The 18,345-nt window shown below is 40.1% G+C and carries 19 protein-coding genes; 14 read left to right on the forward strand and 5 right to left on the reverse strand.

Annotation, left to right across the window (positions count from 1 at the left end):
* Nucleotides 1-42 precede the first annotated feature (42 nt).
* The 4 genes from ACMUMK_RS04345 (at nt 43) to lepB (ending at nt 2,632) form a co-directional block, all read left to right on the forward strand.
* Entirely contained in the window at nt 43-957 is a 915-nt protein-coding gene (locus ACMUMK_RS04345) for a M14 family metallocarboxypeptidase (protein ID WP_414699898.1), read from the forward strand.
* 71 nt (nt 958-1,028) lie between these two features.
* On the forward strand, nt 1,029-1,547 hold the full coding sequence (locus tag ACMUMK_RS04350; protein WP_414699899.1) for a hypothetical protein: 519 nt from the start codon (nt 1,029-1,031) through the stop codon (nt 1,545-1,547).
* A gap of 75 nt (nt 1,548-1,622) precedes the next feature.
* The gene (locus ACMUMK_RS04355) at nt 1,623-1,838 is read left to right on the forward strand and encodes a hypothetical protein (RefSeq protein WP_414699900.1); all 216 of its coding nucleotides are present in this window, start codon (nt 1,623-1,625) and stop codon (nt 1,836-1,838) included.
* A gap of 143 nt (nt 1,839-1,981) precedes the next feature.
* Entirely contained in the window at nt 1,982-2,632 is a 651-nt protein-coding gene (gene lepB / locus ACMUMK_RS04360) for a signal peptidase I (protein ID WP_414699901.1), read from the forward strand.
* Here lepB and waaA read toward each other — a convergent pair.
* Complete coding sequence (gene waaA, locus ACMUMK_RS04365) at nt 2,629-3,912, reverse strand: lipid IV(A) 3-deoxy-D-manno-octulosonic acid transferase (protein ID WP_414699902.1); 1,284 nt, start codon at nt 3,910-3,912, stop codon at nt 2,629-2,631. The two genes, lepB and waaA, sit on opposite strands and share 4 nt — an antisense overlap.
* 16 nt (nt 3,913-3,928) lie before the next feature.
* A complete protein-coding gene (locus ACMUMK_RS04370; RefSeq protein ID WP_414699903.1) occupies nt 3,929-4,660 on the reverse strand; it encodes a glycosyltransferase in 732 nt (243 codons plus the stop codon).
* Nucleotides 4,661-4,958: 298 nt separating this feature from the next.
* Between ACMUMK_RS04370 and ACMUMK_RS04375 the strand changes: the two genes are divergently transcribed.
* Nucleotides 4,959-5,621 carry a sulfotransferase family 2 domain-containing protein gene (locus tag ACMUMK_RS04375; protein ID WP_414699904.1) on the forward strand — a complete coding sequence of 221 codons (663 nt, stop codon included), beginning with the start codon at nt 4,959-4,961 and terminating at the stop codon, nt 5,619-5,621.
* 15 nt (nt 5,622-5,636) lie between these two features.
* Here the strand turns inward: ACMUMK_RS04375 and ACMUMK_RS04380 are convergent, their stop codons facing one another.
* The gene (locus ACMUMK_RS04380; protein ID WP_414699905.1) at nt 5,637-6,452 is read right to left on the reverse strand and encodes a glycosyl transferase; all 816 of its coding nucleotides are present in this window, start codon (nt 6,450-6,452) and stop codon (nt 5,637-5,639) included.
* Between the two features lie 139 nt (nt 6,453-6,591).
* The gene (locus ACMUMK_RS04385) at nt 6,592-7,428 is read right to left on the reverse strand and encodes a DUF2797 domain-containing protein (RefSeq protein ID WP_414699906.1); all 837 of its coding nucleotides are present in this window, start codon (nt 7,426-7,428) and stop codon (nt 6,592-6,594) included.
* Between the two features lie 180 nt (nt 7,429-7,608).
* Between ACMUMK_RS04385 and hpf the strand changes: the two genes are divergently transcribed.
* The 3 genes from hpf to ACMUMK_RS04400 all read left to right on the forward strand — a co-directional run bounded on the left by hpf (nt 7,609) and on the right by ACMUMK_RS04400 (nt 9,517).
* Nucleotides 7,609-7,965 (forward strand): ribosome hibernation-promoting factor, HPF/YfiA family, encoded by a 357-nt coding sequence (gene hpf, locus ACMUMK_RS04390; protein ID WP_414699907.1) that lies wholly within the window; start codon nt 7,609-7,611, stop codon nt 7,963-7,965.
* Between the two features lie 157 nt (nt 7,966-8,122).
* Nucleotides 8,123-8,416, forward strand: a complete 294-nt coding sequence (locus ACMUMK_RS04395) for an EF-hand domain-containing protein (RefSeq protein ID WP_414699908.1) — start codon at nt 8,123-8,125, stop codon at nt 8,414-8,416.
* Between the two features lie 117 nt (nt 8,417-8,533).
* Nucleotides 8,534-9,517 (forward strand): oxidoreductase family protein, encoded by a 984-nt coding sequence (locus ACMUMK_RS04400; protein ID WP_414699909.1) that lies wholly within the window; start codon nt 8,534-8,536, stop codon nt 9,515-9,517.
* Between the two features lie 7 nt (nt 9,518-9,524).
* On the opposite strand, the gene ACMUMK_RS04405 is transcribed toward ACMUMK_RS04400, so the two are convergent.
* Entirely contained in the window at nt 9,525-10,235 is a 711-nt protein-coding gene (locus tag ACMUMK_RS04405) for an amino acid ABC transporter substrate-binding protein (protein ID WP_414699910.1), read from the reverse strand.
* Between the two features lie 127 nt (nt 10,236-10,362).
* Here ACMUMK_RS04405 and ACMUMK_RS04410 point away from each other — a divergent pair, with 127 nt between their 5' ends.
* The 6 genes from ACMUMK_RS04410 (at nt 10,363) to ACMUMK_RS04435 (ending at nt 18,345) form a co-directional block, all read left to right on the forward strand.
* Nucleotides 10,363-12,111, forward strand: coding sequence for an ABC transporter transmembrane domain-containing protein (locus tag ACMUMK_RS04410; protein WP_414699911.1), 1,749 nt, complete (start codon nt 10,363-10,365; stop codon nt 12,109-12,111).
* A gap of 52 nt (nt 12,112-12,163) precedes the next feature.
* On the forward strand, nt 12,164-12,682 hold the full coding sequence (def, locus tag ACMUMK_RS04415) for a peptide deformylase (RefSeq protein ID WP_414699912.1): 519 nt from the start codon (nt 12,164-12,166) through the stop codon (nt 12,680-12,682).
* 69 nt (nt 12,683-12,751) lie between these two features.
* Nucleotides 12,752-13,999 (forward strand): lytic murein transglycosylase, encoded by a 1,248-nt coding sequence (locus ACMUMK_RS04420; protein ID WP_414699913.1) that lies wholly within the window; start codon nt 12,752-12,754, stop codon nt 13,997-13,999.
* A 172-nt stretch (nt 14,000-14,171) separates the two neighbouring features.
* On the forward strand, nt 14,172-14,576 hold the full coding sequence (locus ACMUMK_RS04425) for a universal stress protein (protein ID WP_289029301.1): 405 nt from the start codon (nt 14,172-14,174) through the stop codon (nt 14,574-14,576).
* 428 nt (nt 14,577-15,004) lie between these two features.
* Nucleotides 15,005-15,913, forward strand: a complete 909-nt coding sequence (locus ACMUMK_RS04430; RefSeq protein ID WP_414699914.1) for a DMT family transporter — start codon at nt 15,005-15,007, stop codon at nt 15,911-15,913.
* A 149-nt stretch (nt 15,914-16,062) separates the two neighbouring features.
* Nucleotides 16,063-18,345, forward strand: a complete 2,283-nt coding sequence (locus ACMUMK_RS04435; protein WP_414699915.1) for a YgiQ family radical SAM protein — start codon at nt 16,063-16,065, stop codon at nt 18,343-18,345.

The following is an 18,345-nucleotide window of genomic DNA, read 5'->3' on the forward strand; positions in this document are numbered from 1 at the left end:
GCTTAAAGCAAACACGTTTAAAAATTATTCGGGAGAAAATTCATGCCATCTTATATTTATCCAATTGGCAAGCCAGGACAAAAGTGGGGCGAGGAACATAAGCGTCTTTGGTTAGCGAGTCAAACTAAAAAGCGTTCCTATCAAGATGATGTGGTGAGTCAATTAAGTTCCTTGGCTACGCAGTTTGATATTGAGCAGCATGGCACTTTGCATTACGAAGCTGGGGAGTTCCCGCTTTATGCCTTAGGAAGTCTAAGTTGGGATAAGAATAAGCCTAACGTATTAATTACAGGTGGTGTCCATGGCTATGAAACAAGCGGTGTTTTAGGGGCCCTTAGATTTGCCGAGACTGAAGCTAAACATTATCAAGACAAATTCAATTTAATGATAGTGCCTTGTGTTAGCCCTTGGGGATATGAAACTATCAATCGATGGAACCCAGACGCTATTGATCCCAATCGCTCCTTTTACAGCAATAGTCCAGCACAAGAGTCGGCCGCGTTAATGAAGTTAGTGGCAGGTTTAGATTTTATTATGCATATAGACTTACATGAAACCACTGATACTGATAACTCAGAGTTTCGCCCAGCGCTTTCAGCAAGAGACGCAGTTGAGCACAAAGAGTGGGCAATACCAGATGGATTTTACACTGTGGGTGACAGCGCTAACCCTTGTGCTGATTTTCAAAGGGCGATTATTGAGGCGGTAGAAAAAGTCACACACATAGCGCCAGCGGATGAAACAGGGCGCATTATTGGGGAGAAGATCCAACAAAAAGGCGTGATTAATTATGATGTTAAGCCGCTGGGCTTATGTGCAAGCGTTAGTAACGCTAAGTTTGTGAGCACAACGGAAGTGTATCCTGATAGCCCTAAAGTGGATGGTGAAAATTGTATATTAGCGCAAGTAGCTGCTGTAAAAGGTGCCTTGGACTTTGTTTTGTCTCAGTTAGATTAAACTATTTCTAATGGTAGAGCGTATTTAAAGCATCCACAGATAAACGAGATACATAAAACATGAAGAGCAGAATGTTAGTGATATTGTGTTGCCTTACCGCTTTGGTTGGCTGCGCTAACTATGATTACCCTAGTAAGGTTAATATTGGAGATGCCTTTCCGTCAGCCTCTGGACAGTCTTTAGAAGGTGAAAGCGTCAACATACCGGATGATTTTAAAGGTGAGCCAACTTTGTTATTGCTAGGTTACAAACAAGACTCTCAGTTTGATATCGATCGCTGGTTGATTGGCCTTGATATGACGAACACGCAAGTGGCAGCCTATGAAATACCTTCCATCCAAGGGATGTTTCCTCGTATGTTTAGCACGGTAATCAATAATGGTATGCGCAAAGGTATTCCTAAAGACCTATGGAAAGGGGTCGTGACTGTTTACGAGGATGGTGATAAATTACAACGCTTTACTGGCAACCAAAATCCAAATAATGCTCGAGTTATTCTACTCGATCCTCAGGGGCGTATTGTTTATTTCTATGATGCAGGCTTTGCTGTTTCGGCTTTAAATGCTTTGAAAAGCAAACTAGAAAGGTGATTTTTAGCCGAGATGCTTGACTAAAATATTAAAGCAATCACACTGCTTTCACTTTAATTCAATACTTTAAAACTCATGCAAACTGAAATTTGTTACCGCTTTGACTCTGCAATATTGGCGAATCGTTTTTTAAACGAACTTAAACATTGGTCTGTGGCTGATGTAAAAGCAAAGTTGTTTAATAGCTCTGAGTCAGTAAAAGTGAGTTACGAGTTTGATGGCAAAGGATTTGATTACACTTGTTCTGAGCTTGACGACTTAGCCAGAAAATACGACGGTGAAGAGGTGTAGCAACTACCTTAAAGCCCATTATTTTATTGTTGTTCGCTATGCGCTGCTGCTTTTTGAAATATAGGTTTACATTTTAGTGGTGAACCTGATGCTTGATGTTATGGTCAAATCACGGCTAATACTATTTTGAAGGGACGTAAACTATGCAACTAAAATCTCAAATCCTAAACACCATCAAGCAAAACTCGGTTTTTATATTGGTGATGCTACTAATGTTTGCGTCTCGCAGTAGCTTAGCTGATTGGTATCATGTGCCTACAGGCTCAATGTTGCCAACCATAGTTGAAGGTGACCGAATTCTTGTTAATAAGATGGCTTATCGATTAGAAATTCCTTTTACCGATATTACTGTGATGGAGATTGCTAAACCAAAGCGAGGCGATATTGTAGTCTTTAATTCTGTAAAGGCTGATAACCGTTTAGTAAAGCGCTTGATTGCTGAGCCCGGTGATACTGTGGCCATGGAAAACAATAAGCTTATTATTAATGGTACACCAGTGCATTACGAACAAAGGGAACAAACTTTTTTACAAACTGAGTATCTAGACGATACTGCTCATTTTGTGCAATTTACCCCAGTTGCAAATCCTCGAGACAGTTTTGAGTCAGTAACAGTACCCGAAGGTCAATATTTGGTTTTGGGCGATAACCGTAATAATAGTGCAGATTCACGGTACTATGGTTTTGTACCTGCCATTGAGATTCAAGGTAAGGCTACAAAAGTGTTATTGTCTTTAAACCCAGATAACTACTATTTACCTCGCAAAGAACGCCTGCTGACTCCGTTAATTTAAGCAGCCAGCATTTGGCAAATATGTTGATTTAAACGACCGGTTGCCCCTTGGTTTTCAGAAATAACTAAGGTGGCATTTTTACACATGTTTTGCCTCATAAGCTTTTCAGCTAATAGCTGCAATACAGCATTAGTTAGCTGAACTGGGTTTTCAACCATTAATACTGCATTACTAGTCTGCAGTGATTGATATATCTGTTTAAAGTTGAATACATGCTTACCACTAATTACAGGCACATCTAGGGCACTAGGCTCTAAGGGGTTATGGCCGCCATGTTGTACAAGTGAGCCGCCCACAAACGCTATGTCTGCTAATGCCCAAAATAGTAAAAGCTCGCCCATGGTATCCCCTAAAATCACCTGTGTACTTGCATCTGGGAGGCTTTTATCACTGCGTTTGATGTAATTTAACCCTGATAAATGTACTAGCTCGGCCACCTGTTCAAAACGCTCTTGATGCCTTGGCACTAATACTAAAAGCAAGTGAGGCTGGGTTTGTAAAGCTTGTTTGTAACTACTGAGTATTAACTCTTCTTCACCTTCATGGGTACTGCCCGCTACCCAAATAGGTCGCTGATAGCTACTTGGTGCTAACCATTGTTGTTTTAGATGCTGGCTTTGCTGTTTGAGGTGTTTATCTATACTTATATCAAACTTGATACTTCCAGTAATGGCAAGCTTATTTGGCGTAAGACCTAACTTTAAAAAGCGGTTTGCATCTTGTTGAGCGTGGGCCGCGATTAAAGATATATCGGCCATCATCTTACGGCTAAGAGTAGGTGCTTTTTGATAGCCAAGTGCGGATTTTTCAGATAGTCGCGCATTAGCTAACAAGGTTTTTATTCTAAATTTTTGGGCAAAATGTAATAAGTTAGGCCAGAGTTCTGTTTCAAAAATTACCAACAATTTAGGTTGGGTTTGTTGATAAAAGCGTTTGATTGCTCCTGGAGTATCAAAGGGTAAATAAATATGAAATACAGATTCTCCAAACATTCTTCTTACTTGATCAGAGCCTGTTGGGGTAGTGGTGGTAATAGTGATTGGGAAGTAGGGGAATTGTTGTTGTAGCTGTTTAATTAGTGGTGCTGCGGCATTTGCCTCTCCCACTGAAACACAGTGGAAACATATGCCATGGCGATTAGCTTCTGATGTTTTAAAGTAGCCAAGGCGTTCACGCCAACGAAGCCGATAGTCGGGGGCTTGTTTACCTTTAATCCATAGCCGCAATAAAAGTAACGGTAACAATATGCGAATCAAGGAGTTATAAAGATATTTTCTCATTTTAGCTCACCACCTTTTAACGCCAGTGCTCTGCTACCCAAGGAGTGGGAAGCACTTTTCTATACCACTTACCGCTTTTCCCATATATAGCGTCTGGCGGGTTAGGGTTACCATGAAACACTACAATTTTGCAGTTTTTGGGCTTTTTGGGGACTTTGAACCAAGCTATTACCCCCTTATGAATGCAATTGTATTTGAAGCTTTTACACCAAGTGTTGGGCCAATAACTTAGCTCGCCCATTTGGGAAACATATTGAGATAAGTACTCTTGTTCGTTGCGGAATTTTTGGCGAATAGTGTTATGGTTTTTACGAAAATTTTCTAGAATTTTAGCGTGTTTACCCACAGTAAATCGATATACAGATGAATTTCCTGTCACATCAGTTTTTACCCAGTCCTTGATGATCGGAAATTCTGCTTCATGTTCAAAAAAGCAGTCAATTTCGTCGATAATCACCACATCTAAGTCTAAAAATAAAGCTTGGCCTTCTAAATCATACAAGGGACTACTAAAGGTCACTAATTTGTTCCACCCTCTCTCTGGGCCGTCTGGTATATCTAATTCAGGTATGGGGAAGGTTTCTATTTCAGGTAATAGATTTTTATTGTTGTCGGTTAGACAAATAAATCGAAAAGGCCGCGTTAAGTGACGATTCACCATACGGTATAGGGTGTTCACATAATTTGCTTGATACTTAGTTCCCCACTTCATGCATATAACATTTACGGTTTGCTCGGATCCCTTCACTGCTACTTTCCAAAAAAATTATCACTTTTTTAAAAGTAGAAGATAATAATGACAAATTTATTACCAATATCTGTGCCACAAACTTGTGTTTCAAACTCACTCTTTTTTAAGAAAAAGGAATTGCCGTAATTATCTCAATAAACCTAAAGAAATCAGATGCATGTGTACATTTTTACTCTTTGCAACTATCGGCTAACCGATTTCCTTTAACTTATATTTCATGAAAACTTCATATTTTACGTTAGCTTAGGTGAGCTAAAATCTTGGTGTCTTGCAATTACAATTGTCAAAAATATTTATGCCTTTTTTTAAAGTCCGAGGTGAAAGTCGTATAATTATTACTAATTTTAAAGTGATGTTTACCTCTTTTAAGGCCACTGGAAATTTACAAAAACTAAAGCGTTATCGAGCTTATTTCTATCTTAAGTTAACTAGTCCAGACATTTATTTTACAGTAAGAGATCCTTACGCTAAGGCTGTTTCATTTTACAAAGATAAGTTTCAAAAAATACCAAGCCAAGTTGATAGCTCTCAATACTTTAAATGGGAAAAGCCCCAAAGGGTGTTCTTTCCACTTTTAGGGCTAGATAGCCGCACTAGTAGTACAGCTGAAATCAAACAAGGTTTACTTGATACTTCGTTTGATGAATATGTTGATATGTTGGCTAAGGTATATCACTTGGATGAGCATATTAATCCGCAATCGTGGATTTTGAATCACCCAAATTATGGTGCATTTAAGTCCTTAGGTGTGTCTTTAGCAGAGGTTCAAATTTTACACATTGAAAACCTTGAGCACATGCAGCGCCTCTCTTCAGTTACAAATTTTGATGTTAATCAAAAAGCGAATAGCACCAGTACTGTTAAGCAGCAGTATCAAATAAATGCTAAACAACGGGTTATTCTGAATCAGATTTATGCTGAAGATTTTACTAATTTTGGCTACGAAACCATTAATTAGCATCGCTTGTGTTGTTTATTCTTTCCACAGGTTTTTTACCCAAGAAGTAGGTAAAATGTAATGCCTAAGATGGGCGGTTAGTGAACGGTTTCTAACACCTTTCAACCCTAATTTTATATGCTCTAAAGGAGTGTTGATGCTCTCTTTTGAATGGTAACGTCCTTCAATTGCATCGATTGGGTTTAAGTCTCCTGGAAATATAACGATTTTGCTATTGGAAGGAAGTTTAGCTTCTTTGAAGTAATTTATTGGGAAACTGCGCCGGCATTGTTGCCGAAAATGGAGTACCCAAGGTTTAGGCCAAAACTTGACTCCGCCAGGGGCATTTCGGGTTACGTACCTTTGTTCATATTTGTAGGTCTCAGCTATGTCTAGTGGATTTAATGCAAACTTTTGAAGTAAGGGTTTGAGTTTCCCAACGGGAAAACGATACACAGAGGTTTGTCCTAGTTTCTCCAATGGATTACTGGGGTTTCTGGCGAGGATTACATCTTCAGGTTCGCCATAGGTAAAAAAGTCATCTAGGTTTCCAGATATGACTACATCTAAATCTAGAAATAGAACAGGACCGCTTAACCCTCCAAGGTTTTCTGACCAGAGTCTGCATTTGGGCCAAATTCCTTTTTTAGTAACGGGTAACGCAAAGTTTAATGTTGGTAAATCAAGGGCATTTATCTCTGGATTTAAACCTTGGTTATTATCTGTAAAGCAAGTGAAGCTAAAGGGCGGGCTAGTATTACGGGCAACCATGGCATAAAGGCGATTAACATATTCAGCGCCGTATTTTGTTCCCCAGTTTATACAAATGAATTGTTTGTTTATCCTGTTCAAAGTAGTAAGCCATAGCCGTAAACCTAGGCTTTAGATTATCGAGTTATGGTTAATTATTTATGACAAAACCTAGGGAGTGGCAATCGACTAAGTTAAGGAAGAAGGCAAAACTGCCTTCTCTGATTACTTAAATTAATCGCTACACATCTATGGTCAATGCGTACCCCGAATACTTTCGCATGTTGATCACTCTATCGCCATCAAGTAGCAAATATTGGCCTTTAATGCCTAATAAGGTGCCTTCAAAGCTAAGTTCTTTATCTAAATTAATAGACTTTACCTTTTCTGGGTATTGTTGCACTGGATAATGGATATCTATGGCTGGCGCATCAACTATATCAATTGCTTGAAAGCCGTACTCTTCAATAATTTCGTCAAGCTCGCCTTCAACTTCTGTCAGCAATGATTCTTTAAGTGCTTCAAGGTCAACTTGTTCTGGTTGGCTTTTTAGCATAGTACGCCAATTGGTTTTATCGGCAATATGTTCTTTAAATGCCATTTCAACCAAACCACTGGTTAATCTGTTTTGTACTCGCATAATGGCAATGGCTTGAGTCGCCCCTTGGTCTATCCAGCGGCTAGACACGCCATCAGTAACGTGGCGTGTGATCCCCACTTTTACCGTACCTGTGTTGGCTAAATATACAAAATGATCAGATAAGCAGTTTGCTTCGCCCCATTTAGGATCGCGACAGGTCCCCGCTTCGTAATGACATAATTCTGGTTTAATGATGCAGGTATCACACTGTGCTAATGTCATTAAGCAGCGATAACAGTGGCCTTGGTTAAAGCTTTTTTTGGTTTTTGTTCCACAGTTTACGCAGTGAATTTCTCCTTCGTAGCTGACTTTTATGGAATGGCCAATAAGGGCATTCATGTTCAGGTTTTCGTCACCTATTGGCAAAGCGTATTGGGCTAAATGATCTGAGTTTGTGGATACTCGCATTTTGCGAATGTTACCCTGAAGTTGGGTCATGGGTTGTTCCAAAAGTAATGGGTCAAAATATCCGGTAAATTTAACATGTGACAGGTTACATGGCGAAAAAAATCAAACAGTATGATTATTTATATTGGTTATTCCTTGTTTTCTGTGCATGATGTCCCAAGCTATATATTGAAGACAAAAAAAATGTAATCAAAGCAAAGAGGAAAATCTATGAAAATAAATGTTTCAGGTCATCATTGCGATATAACAGAAGCGGTTAAAGAAAGTATTAATCAAAAGCTTTCAAAAGTAGCCAGTCATTTTCCCACCCTAATAGCATTAGATATCATTGTGACCAAAGAGCATGGTGAATACAGTGCTGAGATTTCCACCAAGTATGAGGGGTCAAGTATAGCAGTCAAAGGAAAAGGAGAGGTCATGTACCCTGCTATAACCCAGGCGAGTAAAAAACTAGATGCCGCCCTTAAGCACCGCAAAGGCCAACTGAAGAGTGACTTACACGCTAAACCTAGCTGTACCACACCAGAAATTGCCCACGAAATCATTCAAGAGATGGATTTAACCTAAAAGAATAATGAAGGTGCCAGACTTAGGTTTGGCACACTTACCTTCCCCAGCTTTATCTTACACATTCATTGCACAATTTTTACCAGTTTGTTGCACACAATCTTATTCTAAATACCGTAAGCTACACCTGAATTTTAATACAGACACAGGTGATATTATGTTTTCAGTCAAGTCTACTTTTTCTAAGTTATTTATTGCTTCTGTTGCACTGGCTTTAACCTTTAGTGCTACTGCCCAAGAACGTGGTAACAGAGATATGCAGCGCCCAGAGCGCCCGAGTTTTTCTTCCCTTGATCTAGATGGTGATGGCGTTGTTACATTTGCAGAGTTTGAACAAAGTGAAGTACCTAACGACGAGCACGCTACTATTTTTGGCCATATTGATGCAGATGGTGACGGTGAAATTACTGAAGAGGAATTCACTAGCCATAAGCCTCCTAGAAGAAACTAAAGTTTAGCTGAACCCTTCTCTCAGCTCTTTTTGGCCATCAATTTTTGATGGCTTTTTTACCTTTGCTTAGAATGGGATTAGGATAGGTCTATCTGACTTATTAAGCGTGAAAATTTAATGCTATCCAACTCCCCTCTTTTAGATAAGCTGCAACAGTACTTTGCAGACGATGGACTTGTAAAAACAGAAGTCGTGCAAACTTTGTGGAGCGGGTATGGTGAAATAACCCGTTTTTACAGTCCTAAAAAGCGTATTTCACTGATAGTAAAATGTATCTCTCCTCCAGCACAGTTGGAGCACCCCAGAGGCTGGAATACTCAAAGTAGCCATAATCGTAAGCTCCAGTCCTATCAAATAGAATCTCATTTTTATCGAGATTACCAATCCCAATGTGATGATTTATGCAGAGTGCCTCAGTTTTTAACGGGTTTTAATCTAGGGGCTGAGCACGTTATCGTGCTAGAAGATTTAGATGCGGCATACTTTTCAATTAGAAAGGCAAGTGTAACTCTCCAAGATGTGTACTTGGGGGTGAAATGGTTAGCCCATTTTCATGGGCGTTTCTTAGGAAATTCTGGTCATGGGTTGTGGCCTATCGGTTGCTATTGGCATTTAGGTACACGAAAAGATGAGTTCATTAAAATGGAGGAAGGTAAGTTAAAACAAAAGGCACAACAAATTGATAATTTATTGAATCAGGCTGAGTTTCAGACCTTAGTCCATGGCGATGCTAAAGTCGCTAATTTTTGTTTTCCCGATGATGGGCAATCTAATACCTTGGCTGCCGTGGATTTTCAATATGTTGGTCGTGGGATTGGGGTGAAAGACTTAGCATATTTCTTAGGTGGATGCTTGGATCAACAGGAGCTGCTGAAGTATGAAAATAAGCTACTGGCATTGTATTTTGAAGAACTGGGTAAGGCTTGTTTACATTATCAAGTAGCCGTTGATATAAGTGCAGTAGAAGCTCAGTGGCGTGAGCTTTACCCTTTGGCTTGGGCTGATTTTCACCGGTTTTTATTGGGATGGGCCCCTGAGCATTTTAAAATTAACACCTATATGCAACGCCAGACTGATTTAGCTCTTTCTAGGTTGGCCTAACTCAATTCTACTTTGGGGCAGTCGTTTTGGCGGCGAGTAATTTCGCTAATTTTTCTGGTGCTATGTTTTTACTTACAGCTAAATACCCTGTGGTACTTAATTCGGGCAACTCTTTAACTAAATAGGCAAAATCATAAGGTTTGTTAAAGCGCTCTAACATCACCTCGATGAATTGTTGGCTGTCTATAATTAAATCTACATTTTTATTGAGTAGTAAGTTCCACGAGCAATCAATATCCGCACAAACCATGAAGTTTTTTCCTTCCTCAAATCCTTGGCTTAACATCCAGTCATGGGCGTAGTCATGGCGTTGTAGGGCGATAACGTATTTAGATAATTGCTCTTTTGTTGAAAGGTCAATGGGCTTGTTGCTACTTAAGGCGACAAATCCGAACTTATACTCAACTACTGGTATTAGCCAGTGGAATAAGTTGGTTCTTTCAGCGGTTTTGGCTATGGAATAAATAAGGGTATCTGGGCCTTTAACTGCTTTGTTATAGGCTCTAGCCCATGGAAATATGTCATAGGTAGCTGTTAATCCAGCTTTTTGAATAAAGGCTTTAACCTTTTCAGTGGCAGCCCCTGCTACCTGATTGTTCTCCCATAACTGATGGGGCGGTGAAAGCTCAGTTACTATTTGTAAGTCTACCACTTCTGCTGCATTAGCTTTATACATAAAGCTTAAACAGAATAGGCATAAAATAACTTTGGCTTTCATGTTTTTATTTAATCCTCTGACCCAATATAATTTCAGTGTAATCTAGCCATTCTACTCATAAATACATCAAAATTGCATTTGAGTTTAGAAATAACAGTCAATATTTATTAATTAAGAGAATCAGATTTTGCAAAAGGTAAAAACCTCTACCCTAATGAGTTGGCTGTTTGGTCAGCTTAAGCCTTATGGCTCTATAGTCGCCATTGCGATTATTGCACTTGTCATCGCAGCTGCCTGTTGGTTATTGCTCGGCCAAGGAGTAAAAGCTGTGGTAGACGATGGCTTTATTGCCAATAGTGCAGATAACATCACGCGCTATATGTTGATGGTTTTAGGGATCGCATTAGTTGGCAGTGTGGCTGCGTACTTTCGGTTTTATTGGATGATATGGCTAGGAGAAAGAGTCAGTGCAGACATTAGGCAGCAGGTTTACAGCCATTTATTAACCTTGGCCCCAGACTTTTTTGCGACCACGCGTACCGGGGAGGTGATATCTCGTTTTACTGCAGACACAACATTATTGCAATCTGTAGTGGGTATGGGGTTGTCTATGGGGCTGCGTAGCGCGATCACCTTTATAGGTGCCTTGTTCTTGATGTTGTTTTCTAGCCCTATGTTAACTTTATACGTGCTGTTAGCCGTTCCTTTGGTTTTGTTACCTATCCGAGTGTTAGGCGCAAAAGTACGTTTGTACTCCAAAGCAAGTCAAGACAGAGTCGCTGACGTTGGGGCTTATGTTGATGAAACATTACATGAGATCCATACGGTTCAAGCCTACTCCCACGAAGCCATAGATACAGACTTGTTCCAAAATAGAATAGAAAGCGTGATGGAGGCGGCTCACTTTAGAATTAAATTCAGAGCCTTGCTGGTGGCATGTATTATGGCCATTAGTGTATCAGCTATTGTGGTTGTCGCTTGGATTGGGGCTCAAAGTGTTCTAGATGGTGATTTAACAGCCGGTGAGCTCACTGCCTTTATGTTTTATGCCGTGATGGCTGGCGGAGCAGTGGCCACTATCAGTGAAGTCATTGGGGAAATTCAAAAAGCAGCAGGCGCAAGTGAGCGCTTGATGGAGCTACTACATACTAAAACCTCTATTGCTTCACCCTCAAAGCCTGTTGCCTTACCTGTTAATGTTAGCGGTGAAATTCAATTGACTAATGTCGCCTTTGCTTATCCTCAAAGTATTGCCAATCAAGTGCTTACAGATATAAATTTACATATTAAAAGTGGTGAACGCATAGCGTTAGTAGGGCCAAGTGGAGCAGGGAAATCAACCATGTTTCAGTTATTACTGCGTTTTTACGACGTCACCGCAGGAAGAATAACTTTAGATGGTATCGATATTAGTGCGTTAGATGTGCCACACCTACGTCAACAGTATGCCCTTGTCCCCCAAGAATCAGTGATTTTTGCCACTAGTGTTGCAGATAACATTAGTTACGGTAGACCAGATGCGTCGCAAGCAGAGATACAAGAAGCAGCAAAAGCAGCACGAGCTCATAGCTTTATTGAAGCGTTACCAAACGGGTATCAAACTAATCTTGGGGAGCGGGGTGTTAGATTATCTGGTGGCCAAAAACAAAGAATCGCAATAGCCAGAGCTATTTTAGCTGACCGCCCAATATTGTTATTAGATGAGGCAACTAGTTCGTTAGATGCTGGTAACGAACAACAAGTAAAATTAGCCCTTGATGTACTTATGGAAAACCGAACATCTGTTGTTATTGCTCACAGATTAGCAACGGTTATTAATTCTGACCGCATTATTGTGATGGATAAAGGTCAAATAGTGGCTATCGGAACCCATGAAAACCTAATGGAAACTAATGACTTGTACCGTGAGTTCGCACAATTACAGTTAATGAATTGACGTTAATTTTGTATTATAACAACCAGACATTACACACCATGGGGCTAAAACCATGAAGATTGCTCAAGTAGGTGAAGCTATATTAAAAAGCCCAGCCCGCAGCGTGGCTATCGATGAATTTACCACGGATAACTTTAATCACTTTTGTGATGCTCTATTAACTACTATGTTAGATGCCGAAGGCATTGGTATAGCAGCCCCACAAGTGTTTGACCCAAGAGCCATTATGATTATTGCGTCTCGGGCTAATGCTAGATATCCAGATGCACCAGACATGCAGCCCATGTTTTTAATTAATCCGCAAATTATTGCTAATAGTGATAATCAGGTGTGGGAATGGGAAGGGTGTTTATCTGTACCTGGTTTACGAGGGCGTATTGAACGGCCCGATTGGGTAGAGGTGAAATATCAAGACAGGCAAGGTTTACAAAAGCAGGTTAAATTTGAAGGCTTTGTAGCCCGCATATTTTTGCACGAATTTGACCATTTGATTGGTAAAACATGGCTTGATCATATCAATAGCACAGACAATATTATGGCTAACGACCTGTGGATTGAAACATTCACTTAATAAATTTAGTTATCAAGATATCACTTGGTCAGTTAGCATTAGGTTTACTCAAATTTAGGAATTTTCAGATTGGTTTCTTTTTCATCATACAAAGTCATATTGTCAGCCGTTAGTTTGAGCCTTGTTAGCTTTTTAAGCACAGCTCAAGACGTCACCACAAACCAAGAAACGTTTCCACAGTGCATTAGTCGATTGCAGCAACAAGCTTTAGCAAGTGGTGTGTCAGAAGCTACCACCACTAATATACTCGGAAACATTGAGGCCATGCCTAAGTTATTGGATTATGACCGTAACCAGCCAGAATTTGTGCAAACTTTTACTGGGTATTTTTCGAAACGTGTGACTAACTGGCGAGTAGAAAAGGGGCGAGAGAAGCTAGCAGAGCACAGAGAGTTTTTGGCAAAGTTAACTCAGGAGTATGGGGTCCCTGCCCATTATTTATTGGCTTTTTGGGGATTAGAGACAAACTTTGGTAATTACAAAGGTAAAATACCTACCTTACGGGCATTGACTACTTTGGCTTGTGATCAAAGGCGTAGTCGCTATTTTTCAAGTGAATTAGTCCAAGCTCTAATCTTGCTGGAAAGAGAAAACCTTGCGCCAGAGCAGATGATCGGCTCTTGGGCTGGTGCCATGGGACATACTCAATTTATGCCAACCGCTTACCTTAAATATGCCAGAGATGGTGATGGCGACGGTAAAATTGATTTATGGAATAGTGAAAAAGATGCCTTAGCGTCAGCTGCTAACTTTTTAAAAAATTTAGGGTGGAAAGCTGGGTTTCGTTGGGGTAGGGAAGTACAGTTACCCGAGTCCTTTGATTATCAACTAGCGGGCAAATCACACCCGCAAACACTTTCGTTTTGGAATGAGCAACAGGTTACCCAAGTGTCAGGTAAAGGCCTTGGCGATAGTGATCTTAAATCTGCATTGCTGATCCCCGCAGGATACACAGGTTCAGCATTTTTAGTTTATGCTAATTTTGATGTGATTTTGCGTTGGAATAACTCTGAGTATTATGGGATAGCGGTGGGGCATCTAGCTGATCGCATTGCTGGCCAAGGGAACCTATCTAAACCGTTACCAGATTTACCAAAGTACACCATTTTAGAAATGCAGGCGTTTCAAGAAAAACTCAATGAACTTGGTTTTGAAGTTGGAGTGGCCGATGGCATTCTAGGCCCCGCTACGCGAAAAGGCATCCGTGACTTTCAAATTTCAGTAGGGCTAATAGCTGATGGGTATCCTTCAAAAAACACTGTTGATGCCGCTATGAGTAAGTCTCTCAAGGCTGATACAGTAGATGGGAACTCTTAACCTACTATAGAAACGATTAGATTATGGCGAGTGGCTTTAAGCTGTTTGCCATTTTCTGAGTCAGGTTCGCAACTATCCCATTTGAAGTTGATCTTAGTCATAAAATAACTGCCAAAATGTTGAATAAATAAGCAATAATAACCTTGTTAGTTTTTTTAATAAGGGAGTGATTATGTACAAAACTATTATTTGCGCTATTGAAGCAACATCCGAAGGTAAACTAGTGCTAGCTAAAGCAGTAGAGATGGCGAAACTCTACGAAAGCAAGCTGTATGTGATACATGTATTGCCCTATAAGGTGTTGCCAAAGGATTATCAAAAAGAGTTAAAAGACAAAGTCTATCCTAAAATCGAAGAGCTTTGCTCCAACTTTAATATCCCCAAAAAACAACGTTTGGTTAAAGTAGGTAAGCCTTATGAGCTTATTTGTAATGAAGCTATCAAAAGAAAAGCAGAGTTAATCATGTTAGGTACCCATTCGAAAAAGGGGATTCAAGCGTTAATTGGTTCAACTGCCAATGGCGTGGCAAATCATGCGCACTGTGATGTTACCTTAGTGAGAATAGTTAAAAAATAGCGTACAAAAAAAGTAGATATCACTGAGGTTTTTATAAACGGTTAGTCTTAGTGACTTTTTTTTCAATCAATTAGATTGACTTAAGTACACTATCTGGTCAATATCAGTATTCTGCTAGCTTGGAGAGTAATACTTCAACTAGCAGAAATATTATTAACTAAATGAGAACCTAAAATAACGTGTTTAGCTTATTCCCCAGTAAACGAATTAAACCTAGCTTTTGGCTATGGCACCGCCGCTGTGTCAAAGTCTGTCTAGTTGTTTTCTGTGGGCAATGTATTAACCGTAAAGTATTCTTTTTTCACTGTTAAAACCCAATCACCACAGAGTTTCAAACCTGTGGTGTCGATAAAATCTAATTTATTCAAAAGCATCCCCCAGTTTGACTCTCTGGCTTTAATCAGAAAGAAGCAAAGGAGTTTACAAACATGCAATTAATTGCAGTTTACATCACAGTATTATTGATTTGGTCAACCACGCCTTTAGGTATTGTTTGGAGTGCTGAGTCTGTTAGTCCAAGTTTAGCGTTATTGCTACGAATGAGCATAGCTTTGGTGCTAGGAGCTGTGATTATTAAGCTATTTAAAATTGAGTTCCCATGGCACAAAAGAGCAGTGTACTTTTATGGTGTTTCTACTGTGGGGGTAGCTGGAGGAATGTTTTTCACTTATTTAGCTGCACCCACTATGCCTTCTGGGATATTGTCACTTATTTTTGGGCTCGCTCCGTTATTATCAGGGGTGTTTGCTCAAAAGTTATTGGGCGAAAAACCTTTTAGCGTGTCCAAAAAATTGGCTCTGGTTCTAGCATTTAGTGGTTTAGTCATTGTTTGCTATGACAAGTTATTTGCAACCCAAGGCGAATTAAATATTAGGCTAATTGATTTTTTATATGTGTTGTGTGCTGTTAATTTGTTTTCATTAAGCGGTGTCTTGATCAAAAAAGTAGAGCTTAATATCAATCCAGTAGCCAGTACAGTAGGTACCTTGATTGTGAGTATGCCCATATTTTTACTGTCTTGGTTAATCTTTGATGGCTCTGGTATGCCAGTAGACTTTGAAGCTAGGTCAATGTGGAGCATTGTATATTTGGGAGTGTTTGGCTCTTTGCTAGGTTTTGTTGGTTACTTTTATATTTTAAAAAGGTTGTCTGCAAGTACTGTATCTTTGGTCACCTTAATCACACCTGTTATGGCTATTTTCTTAGGAAATCAGTTAAATAATGAAGCAGTAACAGATAGCTTAATGATCGGCGCATCCTTGATTATTTTAGGATTATTTTTGTACTTTTTTGGTAATAAGACAATATGGATGCTTGCCTTAAGCCCACGAAAATAATCAATTACCTAGCCATACTTAGATTATTAGTATTGGCTAGGTGAATAATACGAGAACTATTCGGCATTGTATTTTGTATTCTGATATAATCCCGCCGATTTTTTGACCAGCTATAATCGTAAGTTCTAGCATATTTTTTAGAGAGTACCATGCCAAGCATTCAACCCGCTTCACGCTCAAAACCCGTCGCTCGTATGAAAGCAGAGCGAGGTTTATTTTCGTTTCCCAAATATTGGGCTGAATGTTTTGATCCCGCTCCATTTTTACCTATGTCACGTAAGGAAATGGATCAATTAGGCTGGGATAGCTGTGACATTATTATTGTGACAGGGGATGCATACATTGATCACCCAAGCTTTGGTATGGCGGTAATTGGCCGAACTTTAGAGGCTCAAGGGTTTCGAGTTGGCATCATTTCACAGCCTAATTGGCATAGTAAAGATGACTTTATGCAATTAGGTGAGCCTAATTTATTCTTTGGCGTCACCGCGGGCAATATGGACTCCATGATTAACCGGTATACCGCTGACCGAAAATTACGCCACGATGATGCTTACACTCCAAATAACGAGGGGGGTAAGCGACCAGACCGAGCTGTCACCGTTTACACTCAACGTTGTAAAGAAGCTTATAAGAAACCTGTGATTATAGGAGGCATTGAAGCCAGTTTAAGGCGTATTGCCCATTATGATTATTGGTCAGACAAAGTGCGTCGCAGCGTATTGTTTGACTCTAAAGCCGATATGCTGATGTTTGGTAATGCTGAAAGACCTTTATTGGAGATGGCCCATCGTTTTGCCGCTGGTGAAACCATTGAGCAGATGCAGGATATCCGTGGTACTGCTGTGATACGTAAGGAGCCATTACCAGGATGGCAGGGTGTTGATTCTACTCACCTAGATACTATTGGTAAAATTGACCCAATTGTTAGCCCTTATGAAATCATAGAAGATAAATGTGCGGTTTCTTCTGATGCTGATAAACAAGCGGCCATAGCAGAACAAAAAGCGCAACCTATAGTGGTGCAGCCCTTTACCTCTAAAACTAAACGAGTAAAACCCTGGAATAAAACCTATGTTTTGCTGCCGCCCTATGATGTGGTGCGAGCCGAGAAAACCCATTACGCTCATACCTCGCGTATTCTTCATAAAGAAACAAATCCTGGCTGTGCCCGTGCCCTTGTACAGCGCCACGGTGACAGAATAGTGTGGATTAACCCGCCAGCTTACCCATTAGAAACTGAAGAAATGGATGCGGTGTTTGATTTACCTTATGCCCGTGTTCCCCATCCTAGTTATGGAAAAGCTAAGATACCAGCTTATGACATGATTAAGACATCTGTGAATATTATGCGAGGATGTTTTGGTGGATGTACATTCTGCTCGATTACAGAGCATGAAGGCAGGGTTATTCAAAGCCGTTCCGAAGAGTCTATTATTCGAGAAATCGAAGAGATCCGAGATAAAGTGCCAGGTTTTACCGGGGTTATTTCTGATCTTGGTGGACCAACCGCAAATATGTACAAGTTACGTTGTAAAAGTCCTAAGGCAGAGCAAGCTTGCAGGCGTTTGTCATGCGTTTGGCCTGAAATTTGTGGACATTTAGATACTGACCAATCACCTACAACAAACTTATATCGTAAAGCTCGGGATGTAGAGGGGGTTAAAAAAGTCTTGATAGCGTCGGGTGTGCGTTACGATCTAGCTATTGAAGATCCTGAGTATGTAAAAGAATTGGTGACCCATCATGTGGGTGGCTACTTAAAAATTGCCCCAGAGCACACTGAGAAAGCGCCACTAGATAAAATGATGAAACCAGGAATGGGGACATACGATAGATTTAAAGAATTGTTTGATAAATACACCAAAGAAGCAGGCAAAGACCAGTATCTAATTCCGTATTTTATCTCCGCCCATCCGGGCACTGAAGATGAAGATATGTTGAACTTGGCTTTATGGTTAAAAGAGCGAAACTTTAAGTTAGACCAAGTACAAAATTTTTATCCGTCTCCAATGGCAAATGCTACGACTATGTATCACACCAATAAAAACCCGATACATAAGGTTAGCCATAAAAGTGAAGTGGTTGAAGTGCCTAAAGGGGAAATTCATCGTAGATTACACCGGGCATTTTTGCGCTACCATGATCAAGCTAACTGGCCAATGTTAAGAAAAGCGTTAAAAGAGATGGGCAAAGCGAACCTAATAGGTAACGGTCCTAAATGTTTAGTTCCGGCTGAAAGTAGGCACGAGTTGCGTGGAAAAGAACAAAAACAACACGCTAAACGCTCTGTTAATAAAGCGTATGCTAAGGGCAAGTCGACTAATGCTGCCCGTGCGCAAAAAGGCTTAACACGATTTAGTGATAATCAGCCTCATAATGAAGCAGCAAAAGCTAGTCGCTCAAAAAGCTCTGGTAAAAAGCGCAAATAA

The organism is Paraglaciecola sp. 2405UD69-4 (assembly GCF_047525415.1).
In the GTDB taxonomy this organism is placed as follows: Bacteria; Pseudomonadota; Gammaproteobacteria; order Enterobacterales; family Alteromonadaceae; genus Paraglaciecola.